Below are 19,144 nucleotides of genomic sequence, written 5' to 3'. Positions count from 1 at the left end.
CTGTATGCCCCATGCATCGCCGTGCCCCGCCGTGCCTCCGGACGTGCCCGTCCTCGCCGAGGAGGCGTCGCCGTGCAGGGGGTGCTGACCGGGTTCGCGGTCATCGCGGTCGTCATCGCCGTCGGCTACGTACTGGGGCTGCGCGGCCACCTCGGGCCGCAGGGGCGCGAGGTGCTGACCAAGCTGGCCTTCCACGTGGCGTCCCCCGCCCTGCTGTTCACCACCCTCGCGACGGCCGACCTGTCGGTGGTCTTCTCCAGCCGGCTCCTGGTGACGGCGCTGTCCACGGTGGCGGTGGCCGGGGTCTTCGTCGCGGTGGGCGTCGTACGCGGCTGGGGCGTGGGCCGGACCACGATCGGCGCGCTCTGTTCCGGCTACGTCAACTCCGGCAACCTCGGCATCCCGATCGCCGTGTACGTACTGGGCGACGCCTCGCTGGTGGCGCCGGTGCTGCTGTTCCAGCTGGTGCTGGTGACACCGGTGGCGGTGACGATCCTGGACCTGTCCGGCGGGGGTGCGCGGGGCCCGCTGTGGCGGCGACTGCTGACGCCGCTGCGCAACCCGATCGCGCTGGGCTCCCTCGCCGGCGTCGCGGTCGCCGCGACCGGGCTGCGGGTGCCGGACCCGGTCATGGACCCGCTGACGCTCATCGGCAACATGTCGGTGCCGGCGGTCCTGCTCGCCTTCGGCATCTCGCTGTGCGGCTCCACGATGCCCATGCGGGGCGCGGACCGCGAACCGGTGCTGCTGGCGGTGGCGTTGAAGGCGGTCGGCCAGCCCGCGGTGGCCTGGGCGCTGGCGTCGGGGGTGTTCGGGCTGCGGGGCGCCCAACTCCTGGACGTGGTGGTGACGTCGGCACTCCCCGCCGCGCAGAACCTGTACACGTACGCGTCGACGTACGAGGTCGGCGAGCGCCTGGCCCGGGACGCGATCCTGGTGTCGACGCTGGTCTCGGTGCCGGTGCTGGTGGGGGTGGCGGCGGTACTGGGGTGAGTCAGGCTTCGGGGAACTCGCCGGTGTCGAGGGTCAGGTCGAAGGGCGCGGGGAGGGTGAGGGGGTCGCCGAACTTGGCGGCGCCCAGCACCCGGTAGACGTCGCCCTTCGGTTCACCGTAGAGCGTCGCGGTGGGTCCGCCGGGGGCCCAGCGGTCGACGAGGAGGTAGAGCGGGATGCCGGCGGTGGCGTAGGCGGCGGGCTTGCTGATGCGGTCGTGGCGCGCGTTGGACTTCGAGGTGACCTCCACGACGAGCTGCGCGAGAGCGGCGGGGATGTGGGTGTCGGACTCGGTGTGGTCGGGCAGTTGCGCCACCACGATGTCCGGGATCAGCATGCCCAGGCGGGACGGCACCGCGAGGGCGAGCGTCTGGTAGACCCCCCACTCACCAGGAATCACCGAATACAAGCGGCGCTGGATTCGTTCGGCGATGGCGTTGTGCGGCAGTCCCGGAGCAGGTGACACGGTGATGATCCCCTCGATGATCTCCACCTTGCTGCCCTCGGGCCATTCCATCTCCTCCCAGAACCGGACGAGGTCGTCCCAGTTCCGGTCGGGCTCCTGGCTCACAGTGAGTGCGCTCAGTCGGGTAGCCGGAGGGCGTTGCCGCCCTCCGGCCCCCTCAGAACCGGACGTGCGGCTGTTCACCGCATCCGGCTCAAGCGGGCCCCTGGAGTCACGCGGGTCGGTCATCTTGCTTGGCCCTTCTGTGGTCGCCGGCGTGGTGCTGGCGATGGCAGTCGGCGTGTACGAGGCGAAGATTCGTCCGCTCGTCCGAGCCGCCGTCGCGCCGGTAGATGAAGTGGTGCTTGTGCAGCGGCTTCATCGATGCCGAGAACCACGCGGCCCACTCGCGGGGGTTGTCCGGTGTGTACTCGGCGTCGGGGATCAACGGCTGTTTGCACAGCGGGCAGATCCCCTTCTGGCGGGATGCGAGAGTGATGGTCCACCTGTCGGCGGTCCCGGGCACCCTTTTGCGTCGGCGGCTCGCCCAGTAGTCGGCCAGCGAGGGGTCGTCAGGGGAGTTGCCCTCCTTGACGATCACGTGCCGGACGATTCTGGTCCAGTTGAACTTGTAGAGATAGGTGCCGGTGTCCCGGTCACCGAAGACCCACTGGTCCTTCCGGGTCGAGTTGAAGACGCCGTAGTGCTTGGCCAGTCGCCAGCTCTTCGGCTTGTTCGGGTGGGAGTGCTTGACCCACTTCTGCGTGAGCGTCCACACGTAGAAGTCCAGGGACTTGAAGGTCTCCTTGGACACCACCGTCCGGTAGTAGGTGGCCCACCCCTTGATGATCGGGTTGAGCCTCCTCACCACGGCTCCAGCGTTCGCCCCTCGCAGGCCGATCACTTCACTGCGGAGCCGCTCCCGGACCCTCTTCACAGCCGCCTTGCTCGGCTTGATCAGCAGAGTCCCGCTGTACCGCCGGATGTTGAACCCGAGGAAGTCGAAGCCTTCTTCAAGGTGGAGGACCGATGTCTTCTCCTCGTTGAAGGCGCCCCCGCGCGGGGCCATCCAGACAGCCAGCTGCTCCTTGACCCGGTGCGCTTCGTCTTCGCTGTGGCAGAACACCGCGAAGTCATCTGCGTACCGGACCAGGACCGGAACGTCTCTTCGGGACTTGTGGGAACGTCCCTCTGTGAGGTGCCCGGCCGCCGTTTCCATGCCGTGCAAGGCCACGTTGAGCAGCAGCGGGCTGATCACACCACCCTGAGGGGTTCCCTCATCGGTGGGTGAAAACCGTCCGCAGTCCATCACTCCCGCCTTGAGCCACCCCCGGATCGCTTCCCGCGCTGGGAAGGTACCGATGAGGCTCATCAGGTGGTCGTGCGAAATACGGTCGAACGCCGCTGTCAGATCAGCGTCGAGCACCCATAGCCGCTTGGCCCGTTTCTGGCCTGCGATATTGAAGATGGCGCCGATCGCGTCATGACAGCCCCGGCCGGGGCGGAAGCCGTAACTCCGCTGTTCGAACCGGGCTTCCCACTCGGGTTCCAGTGCGTTCTTGACGCGGGCCTGGCGGACCCGGTCACGGATGACTGGAATGCCCAAGGGGCGCTGCCTTCCGTTGGCTTTGGGAATGTACACACGCCGGACGGGCAAGGGTTTTCCAGGCGAGCGTTCCGCTGTGATCTCAGCGGCCAGCCGTCCTCGCGCGTTCGGAGTGAGCGCACGTTCCTGGTCGATCCCGGCCGTCCGACGGCCTGTGCTCTGCTGCGTCACCCGCTTCACGCTTACGAGCGTGTTCGAGTGGGAGCGCAGCATGAGCTTCTGCAAGTTTCGGACCTTCTTCAGGTCCCCTTCCTGCGCGGCTGTGAAGATGCGCTGCCTCAGTCGCCGTACCGACGCCTCTGCCTTGGCCCAGTCGATGCTGTGCCAGGTCTGGGCGTGGTCCTCCGGTCCGTTCGCCGTCGTGGGAGGCATCGCCGCCACGGCGGTCACTGCCACACCTTCCTTCGGCATCCAACTTGCCCTTCGGTTCGGGTCTCTTCGCAGTTCTTCTTCACGGGCCTACCTGATCCGCGTGGGCTCCCTTTCGGGCCGAGGCATCACCTCGTGTCCGACGAGTTATGGGACGCGGCTGAGGTCTCCACGTCCTTTTCCTCTGGGCTTTCGCCCTGTCGGCGTTCGCTTCTCGGATCATCCTGTCCCGCTGGAGGATTGGTCCTTCGTTGCCTCCGGCTTACCGGGATCACTCCCGGACTCCAACGGGGTTTCCACGTTCCGCTCCCACAAGATGCGACCGGGGTGGGCTCCCTCTTAATCCCGGGCCCGACGGTGTCCTCCCCCTTCGGCGCCAATCCTCTGGGGTCGTCGTGCGCTCTTCCGCGCCAGGGCCTGTCTGCCGCCGACAGCTCACCATCGACGCGGCACAGGAGTTACGAGATGTCGTCAAGGGTTCATTTTCATTAGCCCGTCCGGCCTTCCCCTCGCCTGTTGCGGTCCGATGGCCGTGCCGCTCTTGGGCTTGCGCTTCCGGCTTCACACCCCGCCGTTACCAGCGACGCATGCGGAAGTGGGGACGGACCTTGGACACTGGTCCGAGATGGCCTGCTCATGACCTCTTTTCCTCACACAGACCATCTACTTGGGTGGAGCGACTTCGTGTCGCACTGGCGGTTCTCCCATCGGTGCGTCACCGATCCCAGCATGCCGAACGGGACCGGCAGAGGTCTACCGATCCCGTTCACCCGAATGGGGAAATGCCTGGTCAGGCGATACGTTCCAGCACCACCGGCGACGCCGTGAAGTCCGTGCCCGTCGGGGCGACGTCGTAGGAGCCGTCGATCGCCGCGAGGGCGTACTCGAAGCGGTCCGGGGTGTCCGTGTGGAGGGTCAGGAGGGGCTGGCCGGCCGTGACCGCGTCGCCGGGCTTCGCGTGCAGCTCGACGCCCGCGGCGGCCTGCACCGGGTCCTCCTTGCGGGCGCGGCCCGCGCCGAGGCGCCAGGCGGCGACGCCGATGTCGTAGGCGTCGAGGCGGGTCAGGACGCCCGAGGAGGCGGCCTTCACCACGTGCTGCTCCTTCGACGTGGGCAGGGCCGCGTCCGGGTCGCCGCCCTGGGCCGCGATCATGCGCCGCCAGACGTCCATCGCGGAGCCGTCGGCCAGCGCCTTCGCCGGGTCGGCGTCCGGCAGGCCCGCGGCGGCCAGCATCTCGCGGGCCAGGGCGAGGGTCAGCTCCACCACGTCGGAGGGACCGCCGCCGGCCAGGACCTCGACCGACTCGCGGACCTCCAGGGCGTTGCCCGCGGTGAGGCCGAGCGGAGTCGCCATGTCGGTGAGCAGGGCGACCGTCTTCACGCCGTGGTCGGTACCGAGGCCGACCATCGTGGACGCCAGCTCGCGCGCGTCCTCGATCGTCTTCATGAAGGCGCCCGAGCCGACCTTGACGTCCAGGACCAGGGAGCCCGTGCCCTCGGCGATCTTCTTGGACATGATGGAGGAGGCGATGAGCGGGATCGCCTCCACCGTGCCGGTGACGTCCCGGAGGGCGTACAGCTTCTTGTCGGCGGGTGCCAGGCCGTCACCCGCCGCGCAGATCACCGCGCCGGTGGTGTCCAGGACGTTCAGCATCTCCTCGTTGGAGAGGAGGGCGCGCCAGCCCGGGATGGACTCCAGCTTGTCCAGCGTGCCTCCGGTGTGGCCGAGGCCGCGGCCGGAGAGCTGCGGGACGGCCGCGCCGCACGCCGCCACCAGGGGCGCCAGCGGCAGCGTGATCTTGTCGCCGACGCCGCCCGTGGAGTGCTTGTCGGCGGTGGGGCGGGACAGGGACGAGAACTCCATCCGCTCGCCGGAGGCGATCATCGCGGCCGTCCAGCGGGCGATCTCGCCGCGGTTCATGCCGTTGAGCAGGATCGCCATCGCCAGCGACGACATCTGCTCGTCGGCCACCTCGCCGCGCGTGTAGGCGTCGATGACCCAGTCGATCTGCTCGCCGCTGAGTTCGCCGCGGTCCCGCTTGGTGCGGATGACGGAGATGACGTCCATGCCCATGTATGGCTTTCCTAACGGGATTGCGGGAGTTACTTGGTGAGGTGGTCCGGGCCGAAGGCCTGCGGGAGCATCTCCGACAGGGGGACGATCCCGGCCGGGGTGTCGAGCAGCAGCTCCGGGCCGCCGAACTCGTGCAGCAGCTGGCGGCAGCGCCCGCACGGGACGAGGACCGCGCCCTCGCCGTCGACGCAGACGAAGTGCGTCAAGCGGCCGCCGCCGCTCAGCCGGAGCTGGGAGACGAGCCCGCACTCGGCGCACAGGGAGATGCCGTAGCTGGCGTTCTCCACGTTGCAGCCGGTCACCGTGCGGCCGTCGTCGACCAGGGCGGCGGCGCCGACGGCGTATCCGGAGTAGGGGGCGTACGCCCGGGACATCGCGTCCCGGGCGGCCGCGCGCAGTCCGTCCCAGTCGGCGGCCGTCACTTGCCCTGCCCCTTCCGGTACGGCATGCCGTTCGCCCTGGGCATCCGCAGCCGCTGGGCGGAGAGCGCGAGGACGACGAGGGTGACGACGTACGGCGTGGCGGAGACGACCTGGTTGGGGACGTCGTCGGTGCCGGCGTACCAGGCGAAGACCAGGGCGCCGACGAGCACCGTGATCGCGGCCTTGACGTACTTCTTGCGGATCGCGAGCCAGATGGCGCCGGCCACCAGCAGCAGCGCGCCGAGCAGCAGCAGGGCGTGCACGTTGGCGGAGCCGCCGCGCAGGTTGAGGCTGTCGGTGTAGCCGAACAGCCCGGCGCCGATGGCGAGTCCGCCCGGCATCCAGTTGCCGAAGATCATCGCCGCGAGGCCGATGTAGCCGCGGCCGCTGGTCTGGCCCTCCAGGTAGAAGGGGTTGGCCACGATGGAGAGGAAGACGCCGCCGAGGCCGGCCAGACCGCCGGAGATGATCACGGCCAGGTACTTGTACTTGTAGACGTTGACGCCCAGCGACTCGGCCGCGATCGGGTTCTCGCCGCAGGAGCGCAGGCGCAGGCCGAACGAGGTGCGCCACAGGATGTACCAGGTGGCGGGGATCAGCGCGACGGCGATCAGCGTGAGCCAGGAGACGTTGGTGACCAGACCGCCGAGCAGGCCCGCGATGTCCGAGATCAGGAACCAGTGCCGGTCGTTCAGGTTCACCAGCCCGTCGGAGAGGCCCGGCACCGTGAAGTGCCCGAGGGAGTCCACCGGCGGGGACTGCTTGGCCGAGCCGCCCTGGTGTCCCTCGAAGGCCAGCGGGGCGAGGTAACGGGTGGCGCCGAGGGCGAGGATGTTGATGGCCACGCCGGAGACGATGTGGTTGACGTTGAAGGTGATCGTCACGATGGCGTGCAGCAGGCCGCCGAGCGCGCCGCCGACGATGCCGACGAGGACACCGGTCCACGGGCCCCACTGGAAGCCGGCCCAGGCACCGAACCAGGTGCCGAGGATCATCATGCCCTCGAGGCCGATGTTGACCACGCCCGCGCGCTCGGCCCACAGACCGCCGAGACCGGCGAGGCCGATCGGCACGGCGAGCTGGAGCGCGGTGGACATCTGGCTGACGTTGGTGATGCCGTTGGCGCCGGTGATGAGGCGGACGATGGAGGTCAGCGCCAGGGCGCCGGCGATGACCAGCATCAGGACCCCCAGCGAGATCCGGCGGCCGGCCGGCGCCCCGTGCTCCAGCGTGGGCTGGTTGAGGTCGGTTGCGGTGGTCATCGGCCAGCCACCTCCTTCTTGGTGTTGTCGGTGGCGCCGAGGACGTGTCCGGCGGCCAGCTCGGCGCCGACCCGGCGCTGCTGGCGGCGCAGACCCCACTCGCGGACGGCCTCGTAGGAGACGACGACCGAGAGGACGATCAGGCCCTGCATGATGACCGCGATCTCCTTGTCGTAACCGTGGAAGTCCAGTTCGGGCGAGGCCTTGTCGAGCCAGGCCCACAGCAGGGCGGCGAAGGCGATGCCGACCGGGCTGTTGCGGCCGAGCAGCGCGATGCCGATGCCGAGGAAGCCGATGCCGGTGGGGAAGTTGAGGCTGTAGGTGTGGGTGTCGCCGAGCAGGATCGGCAGGCCCGCGAGACCGGCGAGGCCGCCGGAGAGGAGCATCGCGGTGAGCACCATGCGCTTGGGGTCGACACCGCTGGCCGCGGCGGCGGACTCGGAGGCGCCGGAGGCGCGCAGGTCGAAGCCGAATCGGGTGCGGTTGAGGACGACCCAGTAGGCGATGCCGAGGAGCACGGCGAGGACGACCAGGCCGTAGATCTCGCCGGCCGCGCCCATGTCGATGCCGGGGACCCAGCCGGACTCGTGCATCTCGCCGGTGGTGTTGTTGTTGCCGATCTTGACGCCGAAGACGTCAGGCAGCCACAGGTAGCCGATGACGGAGGTGGCGATGGCGTTCAGCATGATCGTCGCGACGACCTCGCTGACGCCGCGGGTGACCTTAAGGACACCGGCGATGCCGGACCAGAAGGCGCCGGTGCACACGGCGGTCAGGAGGAGCAGCGGGATCTGGAGGAACGCCGGCAGGTTGGCGTGCGCGCCGACGATCGCGGCCATCATGGCGGCGAGCTGGTACTGGCCGTCGACGCCGATGTTGAACAGGTTCATCCGGAAGCCGATGGCGACCGCCAGGGCGGCGATGTAGTACATCGACGCCTGGTTGATGATCAGGACCTGGATGTCGGAGAATCCGGCCTGCTCGAACATCAGGGCGAACGGTTCGACCGGGTTCTTGCCCGAGGCGATCAGGACGATCGCGCTGAGCACGAAGGCCACGGCGAGCGCGATGACCGGTCCGGCCACCGCGAGGAGCACGCGCTCCTTGTCGAACTTCTTCATCAGCGGGCCTCGTCTTCCGGAGCCTCGGGGGACGGGGACTTGGGAGACTTGCGGATCTCAGGGGTCCCGGAGGGCTCGGGAGTCCCGCCGGTCCCCCCGGCCCCGTCGGTCCCGTCGGTCCCGTCGGTCTCTTCGTGTTCCAGGTGGCCGCTCGCGGCGCCGGTCATCGCCGACCCCAGCTCCTCGGGCGTGATGGAGGCCGGGTCGGCGTCCGCGACGAGCCTGCCGTCGTAGATCACCCGGAGGGTGTCGGACAGGCCGATCAGCTCGTCCAGGTCGGCGGAGATCAGCAGGACGGCGAGTCCCTCGCGGCGGGCCTCCCGGATGTGGTCCCAGATCGCGGCCTGCGCGCCGACGTCCACACCGCGGGTGGGGTGGGCGGCGATCAGGAAGCGCGGCTTGTGGCTCATCTCGCGGCCGACGATCAGCTTCTGCTGGTTGCCGCCGGAGAGCGAGGCGGCGGTGACGTCGATGCCGGGGGTGCGGACGTCGTACGTCTCGACGATGCGGCGGGTGTCCTCCTGGGAGCCCTTCGGGTCCAGCCAGACGCCCTTGCTGTTGGGCTTCTCGGTGACGTGGCCGAGGATGCGGTTCTCCCAGAGGGGCGCTTCCAGGAGCAGGCCGTGGCGGTGGCGGTCCTCGGGGATGTACCCGACGCCCTGCTCGCGGCGCTTGCGGGTGGGCAGCGCGGTGATGTCCTCGTCGAGGAAGCGAATGCTGCCGGAGTCCGCGTGGCGCAGGCCGATGAGCGCGTCGACCAGCTCGGTCTGGCCGTTGCCCTCGACGCCGGCGATGCCCAGCACCTCACCGGCGTGGATGGTGAAGGAGATGTCGTCCAGCAGGGCCTTGCCGCCCGGGGCCGCCAGGCGCAGCGTGTCGACGGTGAGGACCGGGCGGTCGGTGACCGTGGACTCGGCGGTCTCCGGGGTGGGCAGCTCACTGCCGACCATCAGCTCGGCGAGCTGGCGCGGGGTGGTCTCGGCGGGGACGGCGGTGCCGACCGTGGTGCCCCGGCGGATGACGGTGATCTCGTCAGCGACCGACAGGACCTCGCCCAGCTTGTGGGAGATGAAGATGACGGACAGCCCCTCGGCCTTCAGCCCGCGCAGGTTGTCGAAGAGGGCGTCCACCTCCTGCGGCACGAGCACGGCGGTCGGCTCGTCCAGGATCAGCGTGCGGGCGCCGCGGTAGAGGACCTTGAGGATCTCCACCCGCTGCCGGGCGGCGACGCCCAGCTCCTCGACGAGGAGGTCGGGCTTGACGCCGAGGCCGTACCGCTCGGAGATCTCCTTGATCTTCCGGCGGGCCTTGGCGCCGATGCCGTACAGCTTCTCGCTGCCGAGGACCACGTTCTCCAGGACCGTGAGGTTGTCGGCGAGCATGAAGTGCTGGTGGACCATGCCGATGCCGCGGGCGATGGCGTCGGCGGGCGAGGAGAAGGCCACCTTCTCGCCGTCGACCGCGATGGTGCCCTCGTCCGGCTTCTGCATGCCGTAGAGGATCTTCATCAGCGTCGACTTGCCGGCGCCGTTCTCGCCGACGAGGGCGTGCACGGTGCCCTTGCGGACGGTGAGGTGGATGTCGTGATTGGCCACGACGCCGGGGAAGCGCTTGGTGATCCCGGCGAGTTCGACGGCGGTCACCGGTTCGTTGACCGCCACTTCGGCCGGAGGGCTGCTGGACGCGTTGATGGCGCACACTCCTGGGGACGGGGGCCGTCTACGCGCGTAGCGCCCCTACGGCATCTAAAAGCGGCGGCGGCACATCGACACGACGGGGTACGAGGAGGGCCGGAAGCTCCCTCCCCGTACCCCGCCGAGCGGTGCGACCGGCGCGGTTACACGCTGTTCGAGGTATTGCTGGTCGGCTGCTCGGTGCTCAGCTGCTCTTGACCTTGATCTCGCCGCTGATGATCTTCTCCTTGGCCGTCTTGATGGCTGCCTGGAGCTCGGCGTCGTCCGCGAACTTCGGGTTGGAGTCCGAGAGACCGACCTCGCCGGACTTCAGATCGCCCCGAACGATACCGGTCTCCGGCTTGCCGTCCTCGACGGACTTCGCGAGGTTGTATACGGCCTTGGCGACGTCCTTGGTGGCCGAAGTCAGGATGTAGTCCTTGTACTTGGCGAGGGCTTCCTGCTTGTACTGGTCGGAGTCGACGCCGATCGCCCAGACCTTCTTGGCGGCGGCGGCCTCGATCACGCCCTGGCCGGAGAGGCCGGCGGCCGCGTAGACCACGTCGGCCTTCTTCTCCATCTGGCCCTCGGCGGCGGTCTTGCCCTTGTCGGGGCTGGAGAAGCCGCCCTCCTCCGCGGTCTGCGTGAGGTACTGGGAGAGGACCTTGACCTTGGGGTCGGTGTCCTTGACGCCCTGCGCGAAGCCGGCCTGGAACTTGTGGATCAGCGGGATGTCCACGCCGCCCACGAAGCCGACCGTGTCGGTCTTGGTGGTCTTGGCCGCGGCGACACCGGCGAGGTAGGAGGCCTGCTCCTCGTTGAAGACCAGGTCAGCCACGTTCTTCGACTCGATCGTGGCGTCGTCCACGATGCCGAAGGTGGTGTCCGGGTACTTCTCGGCGGCGTTCTTGATCGCGGCGGCGTACGCGTAGCCGACACCGACGACCGGGTTGTGACCCTGCTTGGCCAGGGAGACCAGGCGCTGCTCCTTGTCGGCGTCGGTCTCGCCGTCGGTGGGCTCGACGTCGGCGGTCTCGTAGCCGAACTCCTTCTTCGCCTGCTCCAGACCGGCGTACGCGGCGTCGTTGAAGGACTGGTCGCCCTTGCCGCCGACGTCGTAGGCGATGGCGAGGCCCTTGTCGCCGTCGGAGTCCGACCCGGAGGAGGTCGAGGTACCACCGCAGGCGGAGAGCGCGAGGGCGAGGGAGGCGGTCGCTGCGCCTGCGACCGTGATCCGGGAAATCCGGCGCATGTCTGGTGCTCCTGTCGTACAAGCGCCTGGGACGGTTCGGCTGCGGCGCTGGTTTCGCCGCAGATTAACGCGCGTAGACCTGCCTGAAAACCCCTTCTGTCCACCTTGTTATCCGCCCGTGAGCTAGGGGGCCGGAGGAACGGGAAAGTCTTGCCGGACGCAAACGGAGGGTGGCGGAGTGTGACGCCGCGGGCGGTGCCGGGAGCCCGGTCGGGGCATGCCGAAGCGGGCGGGCGCCCGGGGCGCCCGCCCGCTTCAGGAAGTGCCGTGGAGGCCCCCGCTACTCGGTCTTCACCTTGATCGAGCCGCTGGTGATGCCCTCCTTGGCCTTGGCCACGGCGTCCTTGGCGCCCGGGACCTCGGCGAACTTCGGGTTGCTGTCGGACAGGCCCACCCCGTCCGACTTCAGGTCGAAGGTCTGGGTGCCGGTCAGCGGCTTGTCGTCCTCGACGGACTTGGCCAGCGCGTAGACCGCCCCGTTGATGTCCTTGAGGGCGGAGGTCAGGATGTGGTCCTTGTAGGCCGCGAGGGCCTCCTGCTCGTACTGGTCCGAGTCGACGCCGATCGCCCAGACCTTCGCCTTGGCGGCCGCCTCGATCACGCCCTGCCCGGACAGCCCGGCCGCCTGGTAGACCACGTCGGCCTTCTTCTCGATCTGCCCCTCGGCCGCCGCGCGACCCTTGTCGGGGCTGGAGAAGCCGCCCTCCTCGGCGGTCTGCGTCAGGTACTGCGAGATGACCTTGACCTTGGGGTCGGTGTCCTTGACGCCCTGCTCGTAGCCCGCCTCGAACTTGTGGATCAGCGGGACGTCCACACCGCCCACGAAGCCCACCGTCTTGGTCTTGGTGGCCTTGGCGGCGGCGACGCCGGCGAGGTAGGACGCCTCGTTCTCGGCGAAGACGAGGGAGGCCACGTTCTTGCCCTCGACCACCGAGTCGACGATGCCGAAGGTGGTGTCCGGGTACTTGGCGGCGACCGCCTTCATCGCCGGGCCGTAGGCGAAGCCGACGCCGATGACGGGGTTGTAGCCCTGCTTGGCCAGGGAGGTCAGACGCTGTTCCTTGTCGGCGTCCGTCTCACCGTCGGTGGGCTCGATGTCGGCGGTCTTGTAGCCGAACTCCTTCTTCGCCCGCTCCAGACCGGCGTACGCGGCGTCGTTGAAGGACTGGTCGCCCTTGCCGCCGATGTCGTACGCGATGGCGAGGCCCTTGTCGTCCTTGCCGTCTCCGCTGTCGCTGCTGGTGCCTCCGCAGGCCGTGGCGGCGAGTGCGAGCGACGCGGCCCCCACCGCGACGCGGGTGAGTCTCGATATCCGACGCATCTGAAGTTCCCCATTCTCCAAAGCCCCGCAGCGGGCGCTCGGTTCGGCGCAGATTAACGCGCGTAGAAACTCCTGGGAACGGGGTTCCGCGTGGCCGTTACCCATTCGTGCCGCTGGCCGGTTACGACCTTGTGAACGACCGCATCAGGCTGCCCCGGCCCGCCGCGGCCGGGGCCGCGACGGGCTCGGTGGACGGGTGCGCTCAGTTGACGGCGTCGATGAGCGCCGCCGCGGTGAACATCTCCACGCCGACGGTGATGGCGTGCTCGTCCACGTCGAAGTCGCCCTGATGCAGGTCGCGGACGGTGCGCTCGCCGGGCGGGCGGACGCCGAGGCGGGCCATGGCGCCGGGCACGTGCTCCAGGTACCAGGAGAAGTCCTCGCCGCCCAGGCTCTGCTCGGTGCTCTCCACGGAGTCCGTGCCCAGCCGGGTGATCATGGCGGTCTGGAGGAGTTCGACGCTGGTCACCTCGTTGACGACCGGCGGGACGCCCCGTACGTAGGTGATCTCGGACTTCGCCCGGTACAGGTTGGCGATCTCGTCGATGGCGCCCACCACCAGGTCGGGGGCCTGGCGCCAGGCGTCGAGGTCGAGGCAGCGGACCGTCCCGGCGAGTTCGGCGTGCTGGGGGATGACGTTCGGGGCGTGGCCGGACTCGACCCGGCCCCAGGTCAGGGCGAGGCCGCTGCGGCTGTCCACGCGCCGGGCGACGAGCGAGGGCACGTCGGTGACCACTCGCGCGGCGGCGGTGACCAGGTCGGTCGTCAGGTGCGGGCGGGCGGTGTGGCCGCCGGGGCCGTTGAGGGCGATCTCCAGCCGGTCGCAGGCGGAGGTGATGGGCCCCACCCGCAGTCCGATCCGCCCGGCGTCCACCCGGGGGTCGCAGTGCACGGCCAGGATCCGGCGCACCCCGTCGAGCGCCCCGCCCTCGATCGCGTCGGCGGCACCGCCGGGCAGCACCTCCTCGGCGGGCTGGAAGACCAGCCGCACGGGCCGGGGCAGCAGCCCCCGCTCGTGCAGCGCGGCGAGGACCAGTCCGGTGCCGAGGACGACGGTGGTGTGCACGTCGTGGCCGCAGGCGTGGGCGCGGTCCGGCACCCGCGAGTGGTACGGGCAGTCGCTCTTGGTGTCCGGAATGGGCAGGGCGTCGATGTCGGCCCGCAGGGCGAGCATGCGCGGCCCGCCCGCCCACTGTCCCGAGTCGGTGTTGGTGCCGATGTCGCAGACGAGCCCGGTTCCGACCGGAAGCACGCGCGGCTTGAGGCCGGCTCGTTCGAGCCGTTCCTTGATGGCGGCGGTGGTGCGGAACTCCTGGTTGCCCAGCTCGGGGTGCATGTGCAGGTCGCGGCGGAAGGCCACGAGTTCTGCGCGCAACGCCTCCGGCAACGTACCGGGAAGTTGCGCTTCCCCTGACGGATCGGCCTCGGTCTCACGGGACATCAGTTGCTTCACCCTCTGAAGGGTAGGACGCCGGGGTGGTCAACTGTCCCGCGATCAACAAAATTTCAGCCCGTTAGGCGAAGAAAGTTGGCCGCTCGGCGCATGGCTCTCAACGGGGGTGGGTACACTCACCCGCTTCTGGCCTCGGCACCCGGCTCCGTCTTTCCTGTTCACTTGCTCCTCTCACGCATACCACGGTACGGCCGAGCCACGCTGGACCGTCCACGTGAGATGTCCTATCCCGCGTGCGCCACCGCCGACAGCCGGTGGACGTCCCGGGCCGAGCCCGTGACCCCGGACAGGAAGCCCCGGGCCCGCGGTGAGGCGTGCTGGGTGAGCCAGGCGGGGTCGATGTCGCAGACCGCGACGCGGACCTCGGTGCCGGCCAGGGCCAGCGGCAGGGTGTGGACGACGGTGGACGGGAAACTGAGAACCGTTCGGCCGATCGGGCCGCGGCGGGCGATCAGCTCCAGCGGGAGGTCGGGGCGGACGATCTGCAGGCCCGTCTCCACGGCCAGCCGGTGCAGCTTCTCGGCGCTCTCGCGGCGGTGGGCGAAGTAGCGGGCCGCCCCGTGCGTCCTCGCCAGGCCGCGTACGGCGTCCAGGTAGCGGTCGGCCTCGACCACACCCGTCTCGACCAGGGAGGTGCCGACCATGTCGGCGCCCTTGGTGATGCGCGGCGGACCGAAGCGGGCGCGGGTCCAGGCGAAGTCGTTCGCGGTGACGGTGACGCCGTCCGGGACGTCCTCGATCGGCATGGAGGAGAAGACCGAGACCTGCCGGTCGGGGGTCGGGGTCAGGCGGTGCCGGGCGGACCGGGAGACGGGCGCGAAGAGCAGGTCGCGCGGGCCGGGCCGGCTGCCCTTGCGGTGCCAGCGCACCAGGCGTTCGCCCTGGGCGAGCTGGGTGACGAACTCCATCGTGGCCGTGCCGTCGTCCACGACGACGAGGTCGTGGGCGCGGGTGATGGTCAGGAGCAGTTGGACGTAGCGGGAGAAGGGGTCGCCCATCACGACCCGTTCGGCCTGGCGCAGGGCGGTGGTGAGGCCGCCCACGGTGCGGAAGGGTGCCGTGGCACCGCCCCGGGCCTCCTCCCAGCGGATCGCGTGGCCCTCCTTGCGGGCCAGTTCCGCCATGCGGCGCAGCTGACCGCGGGTCATCGGGTCCACGGGGGACAGCACCACGAGGGTGAGCTCCGCGCCGGGTGCGCGGGTGTGCGCCCACTCCAGCACGTTCAGCAGTTGTACCGGGCTCTCGACGAAGGCGAGAGTGCGGGGGCCGGCATTCCCGGCGCGGGGGCTCATCGGCGTACGACCGTCCCGTGGTGAGGGCCTTGTGGGGTGGTGGGGCCTGGTGTCAGACGGTGACGGGCTCGCCCGCGGCGTCGGCGATCTCCGCCTCGGCGACGACACCGGTGACGCGGCGCAGCTTCTTCATCGGGCCCAGCTCGGACTCGTAGACCTTCTTGACGCCGTCGCCGAGGGAGGCCTCGATGGTGCGGATGTCGCGCACCAGGCGGGTCAGGCCCTGCGGCTCGACGGAGGCGGCCTGGTCGGAGCCCCACATGGCGCGGTCGAGGGTGATGTGGCGCTCGACGAAGGTGGCGCCGAGGGCGACGGCGGCGAGCGTGGTCTGCAGGCCGGTCTCGTGGCCGGAGTAGCCGATCGGGACGTTCGGGTACTCCTGCTGGAGGGTGTGGATGACGCGGAGGTTCAGCTCCTCGGCCTGCGCCGGGTACGTCGACGTGGCGTGGCACATGAGGATGTTGTCGCTGCCCAGGACCTCGACCGCGTGGCGGATCTGCTTCGGGGTGGACATGCCGGTGGAGAGGATGACGGTGCGGCCGGTGGCGCGCAGGGCGCGCAGCAGCTCGTCGTCGGTCAGCGAGGCGGAGGCGACCTTATGGGCGGGGACGTCGAACTTCTCCAGGAAGGCGACGGCCTCGGTGTCCCACGGGGAGGCGAACCAGGCGATGTTCTTGCTCTTGCAGTACTCGTCGATCTGGCGGTACTCGTCCTCGCCGAACTCCACGCGGTGGCGGTAGTCGATGTACGTCATCCGGCCCCAGGGGGTGTCCCGCTCGATGTCCCACTGGTCGCGCGGGGTGCAGATCTCGGGGGTGCGCTTCTGGAACTTGACGGCGTCGCAGCCGGCCTCGGCGGCGGCGTCGATCAGCTTGAAGGCGTTCTCCAGCTCGCCGTTGTGGTTGATGCCGATCTCACCGGTGACGTAGACGGGGCGGCCGGGGCCGGCCTCGCGGGTACCGAAGGTGCGGATGCGGGAGTTGGTGCTCATGGCAGTGGTTCCTTACCTGGACTGGGTGATCGTGGGGGATTCGAAGGAGTCGGGGGTGTCGTGGGAGTCGAGCGAGGGGCCGAGGAGCCAGCTCGCGATCTCCCGGACGGCGCCGTCGCCGCCGGGGACGGTGGTGACCGCGCGGGCCGCGCCGCGTACGGCGTCGTGGGCGCTGGCGACCGCCACGGGCCAGCCGACGAGGGCGAAGCACGGGAGGTCGTTGACGTCGTTGCCGACGTAGAGCACGCGTTCGGGCGCGATGCCCTGTTCCTCGCACCACTGCTTGAGCGCGAGGTCCTTGCGGTCGATGCCGTGCAGCACGGGGAGCTTGAGCTTGCGCGCGCGGGCGGCGACGACCGGGTTCACCTCCGTGGACAGGATCAGCATCGTCAGGCCGCTGCGGCGCAGGGCCGCGATGCCGAGTCCGTCGCCGCGGTGCACGGAGACGAACTCCCGTCCGTCGGAGTCGATCAGCACCCGGTCGTCGGTCTGGGTGCCGTCGAAGTCGAGGACGACCGCGTCGATGTCCCGCGCGGTCGGGAGGGCGCCGGGCCGGGTGGCGTCGAAGTGCGGCGCCAGGGCCCGGGCGCGGGCGAGGTCGTGCGGGTCGTCGATCTCCAGGACGCGGGCCGGGTCGGTGCGGACCAGTTCGGTGCGGCCGAAGAAGCGGTGCCCGTGCTTGCGGAAGCCGGGGGCGGCCATGGCGTAGGCGGCGCCGGTCTCCAGCAGGTCCTGGGGGCGGTCCTGGCGGCGGGGGCGGTACGACTTGTCGTGGTTGACGCCGTAGCCGCCCTCGGTGCCGTCGGCACCTTCGCTCTCGTTCCCGCCGTCGCGCCACACGAACCCGTGGAACGGCGCCACGGTCACCGCGGTGTCGGCGCCGGCCTCGGCCACCGCGCCGGCCACCCCGTCGATGTCCTCACGGACGATGAAGGGGCTGGTGCACTGCACGAGCAGCACCACGTCGACGGCGGAGCCGTGCAGGGCCTCGTGGGCGTCCATGGCGTGCAGCACGGCGGCCTCGGAGGTGGCCGTGTCCCCCGCGATGGCGGCGGGCCGCAGGACGACCTCGGCGCCGGCCTCCCGGGCCGCCGCGGCGATGGTCTGGTCGTCGGTGGAGACGACGACGTCCGTCACCAGACGGGCGGCCCGGCATTCGCGCACCGCGCGGGCCACGAGCGGGACGCCGCCGACGGGGGCGAGGTTCTTCGCGGGCACTCCCTTGGAGCCACCGCGTGCCGGAATCACCGCGAGCACCCGGCGCACCGAAGCGCCCTGGCCCGCTTGCGGGTTGGACATGGGGTCTGCTCCTTGCGCAGGGATGTGGGCGGGGATCTGGGCGGAGGTGGAGGTCCGGGGGGCGGTCACAGCTCCCCCATGCGTCGGATCACCGGGGCGACCCGCTGGACGCCGTGGCGGTAGGCGCCGCGTGCCGCCCTGCGCACGACCTGGCGGACGGGGCCGGGCTCGCGGTCGGCGGCCGGGGCGCCGGGCAGCGGGGTGCCGTCGGGGGCGAGGTGGTGGCGGGCGAGGATGCCGGGCAGGTAGCCGGGGGCGGTGACGGGTGTGTAGTACGGGGTGAGCGGCGGCAGTCCGCCGGACCGGCCGAGCAGGGCGGCGATGCGGTCGCGGGCCTCGTCGAAGGCGGTCGCGTACTCCCCGTCCGCCGCGACGCCCTGCCGCGCGACCCACTCGGCGTCGGGTGCCGGGCGGTGGCCCTCGTCGAGCTGGTCCCAGGAGGCGAGGCAGCCGGAGCCGACGAAGTGGTGGTTGCCGAGCGCCTCGCGCACACCGAGGTCGGTGAGGACGACGGTGGGGATGCGGCGGTGCAGGGATTCGAGGGCCGCGGTGGAGCTGATGGTGACCAGCAGGTCGGTGCGGTCCAGGACCTCGCCCATGTGCCCGTAGACCAGGCGGAAGTTGGGCGGCGGATCGGCCCGCTGCACCAGCTTCTGGTACGGCAGCTCCTCGATGTGCGTGGTGTGCTCGCCGGGCTTGGAGCGCAGCTTGAGCAGCACCTCGCGCTCGGGGTGCCGGCGGGCGTGCCGGATCAGCCGTTCGAGGAGGTACGTACGGTCCTTGCGGCTGTCCGGCACGGAGGGCTGGGCGGCGAAGACGACCGTGTAGGGGCGGTCGGTGCCGTCGGGCTCGCCCGTGTACCCCGCGCCGCCGAGGAAGGGCAGGGCCACCTCGGTCACGGCGGCGGCGTCGGCGCCGACTCCCTCGTACACGGACCGGAAACGCTCCGCGTCCTGGCGGGAGTTGGCGAGGACGAGGTCGGCGCCGTGCCGCAGCAGCAGGCCGTCGGCGAGCTTCTCGTAGACGACGCCGACGTAGCCGGTGACGACCACGGGCCGGTCGGCGCGGTCCCGCCAGGCGCGGCCGAGTCCGTGCAGCATCGCCTGGACGCCGCCGCCGACCAGGGCGAGGACGAGGACGTCGTAGGACTCCTCGCCCTTCGCCGCCTCCATGGCGCGCAGGAACTCGACGGCGGTCACCTCGCGGAGCGAGTCCGCGGTGACGCCGACCTCCCGCAACTGGCGGGCGGTGGGGGTGGCTCGGCCGCGCAGGAGGTAGCCGTCGAGGCGGATGTCCTCCGGTTCCGCGGGGGAGATCCGGGTCGCGGTGAGCGCGCCCCATTTCCACCGGGTGTCGGAGTCCGCCAGTACGGCGACTCTCAGGGCCTTCGTTGCACTTGCTGGCACGTCTTAGACGCTAGGAAGCCATTGCTAGGAACCGCCCAACCGGAATCCAACAAATGGTGAACAGCACATCGCCGACAGGGGAATCAGCTCGCCCGGCATCCGTAAAAATGTTCGCTTCACTGCTTCGCCACGCCGCGTTCACCTCACATCAAGGCGGCGGTCAAA

At 70.2% G+C, this 19,144-nt stretch carries 15 protein-coding genes; 1 reads left to right on the top strand and 14 read right to left on the bottom strand.

The genetic code is table 11. From position 1 onward, the window contains the following. Positions 1 to 72: 72 nt before the first annotated feature. A complete protein-coding gene (locus OIE75_RS23605) occupies positions 73 to 993 on the top strand; it encodes an AEC family transporter (protein WP_307014773.1) in 921 nt (306 codons plus the stop codon). Between the two features lies 1 nt (position 994). Here the strand turns inward: OIE75_RS23605 and OIE75_RS23600 are convergent, their stop codons facing one another. The 14 genes from OIE75_RS23600 to OIE75_RS23535 form a co-directional block, all read right to left on the bottom strand. Then, a complete protein-coding gene (locus OIE75_RS23600) occupies positions 995 to 1,579 on the bottom strand; it encodes a Uma2 family endonuclease (protein WP_329474043.1) in 585 nt (194 codons plus the stop codon). A gap of 91 nt (positions 1,580 to 1,670) precedes the next feature. Continuing rightward, positions 1,671 to 3,416 (bottom strand): group II intron reverse transcriptase/maturase, encoded by a 1,746-nt coding sequence (gene ltrA, locus OIE75_RS23595; RefSeq protein ID WP_329474042.1) that lies wholly within the window; start codon positions 3,414 to 3,416, stop codon positions 1,671 to 1,673. Positions 3,417 to 4,203: 787 nt separating this feature from the next. After that, complete coding sequence (locus tag OIE75_RS23590) at positions 4,204 to 5,487, bottom strand: thymidine phosphorylase (protein WP_307014772.1); 1,284 nt, start codon at positions 5,485 to 5,487, stop codon at positions 4,204 to 4,206. Positions 5,488 to 5,516: 29 nt separating this feature from the next. Next, the gene (locus OIE75_RS23585; RefSeq protein WP_329472059.1) at positions 5,517 to 5,909 is read right to left on the bottom strand and encodes a cytidine deaminase; all 393 of its coding nucleotides are present in this window, start codon (positions 5,907 to 5,909) and stop codon (positions 5,517 to 5,519) included. Beyond that, on the bottom strand, positions 5,906 to 7,171 hold the full coding sequence (locus OIE75_RS23580; protein WP_307014769.1) for an ABC transporter permease: 1,266 nt from the start codon (positions 7,169 to 7,171) through the stop codon (positions 5,906 to 5,908). The genes OIE75_RS23585 and OIE75_RS23580 overlap by 4 nt, the downstream gene beginning before the upstream one ends. After that, positions 7,168 to 8,292: an ABC transporter permease gene (locus tag OIE75_RS23575; protein WP_307014768.1), complete on the bottom strand. Its 1,125-nt coding sequence runs from the start codon at positions 8,290 to 8,292 to the stop codon at positions 7,168 to 7,170. The genes OIE75_RS23580 and OIE75_RS23575 overlap by 4 nt, the downstream gene beginning before the upstream one ends. Next, the gene (locus tag OIE75_RS23570) at positions 8,292 to 9,935 is read right to left on the bottom strand and encodes an ABC transporter ATP-binding protein (protein WP_329474041.1); all 1,644 of its coding nucleotides are present in this window, start codon (positions 9,933 to 9,935) and stop codon (positions 8,292 to 8,294) included. The genes OIE75_RS23575 and OIE75_RS23570 overlap by 1 nt, the downstream gene beginning before the upstream one ends. Before the next feature lie 235 nt (positions 9,936 to 10,170). Next, a complete protein-coding gene (locus OIE75_RS23565; protein ID WP_307014766.1) occupies positions 10,171 to 11,217 on the bottom strand; it encodes a BMP family lipoprotein in 1,047 nt (348 codons plus the stop codon). Positions 11,218 to 11,497: 280 nt separating this feature from the next. Next, positions 11,498 to 12,538, bottom strand: a complete 1,041-nt coding sequence (locus OIE75_RS23560) for a BMP family lipoprotein (RefSeq protein ID WP_329472058.1) — start codon at positions 12,536 to 12,538, stop codon at positions 11,498 to 11,500. Positions 12,539 to 12,740: 202 nt separating this feature from the next. Then, complete coding sequence (locus OIE75_RS23555) at positions 12,741 to 13,979, bottom strand: M20 family metallopeptidase (RefSeq protein ID WP_329474040.1); 1,239 nt, start codon at positions 13,977 to 13,979, stop codon at positions 12,741 to 12,743. Positions 13,980 to 14,215: 236 nt separating this feature from the next. Then, positions 14,216 to 15,283, bottom strand: a complete 1,068-nt coding sequence (locus OIE75_RS23550; protein ID WP_307014764.1) for a hypothetical protein — start codon at positions 15,281 to 15,283, stop codon at positions 14,216 to 14,218. Between the two features lie 52 nt (positions 15,284 to 15,335). Beyond that, positions 15,336 to 16,274, bottom strand: a complete 939-nt coding sequence (locus OIE75_RS23545) for an N-acetylneuraminate synthase family protein (RefSeq protein ID WP_329472057.1) — start codon at positions 16,272 to 16,274, stop codon at positions 15,336 to 15,338. A gap of 12 nt (positions 16,275 to 16,286) precedes the next feature. Next, positions 16,287 to 17,573, bottom strand: a complete 1,287-nt coding sequence (locus tag OIE75_RS23540) for an N-acylneuraminate cytidylyltransferase (protein ID WP_307014762.1) — start codon at positions 17,571 to 17,573, stop codon at positions 16,287 to 16,289. A 65-nt stretch (positions 17,574 to 17,638) separates the two neighbouring features. After that, positions 17,639 to 18,979: a DUF6716 putative glycosyltransferase gene (locus OIE75_RS23535; RefSeq protein ID WP_329472056.1), complete on the bottom strand. Its 1,341-nt coding sequence runs from the start codon at positions 18,977 to 18,979 to the stop codon at positions 17,639 to 17,641. Positions 18,980 to 19,144: the final 165 nt, after the last annotated feature.

This window comes from Streptomyces sp. NBC_01723, from assembly GCF_036246005.1.
Lineage (GTDB): Bacteria > Actinomycetota > Actinomycetes > Streptomycetales > Streptomycetaceae > Streptomyces.
The sequence above is the reverse complement of the archived record's forward strand: the minus strand, read 5'-3'. Positions and strand labels throughout refer to the sequence as shown.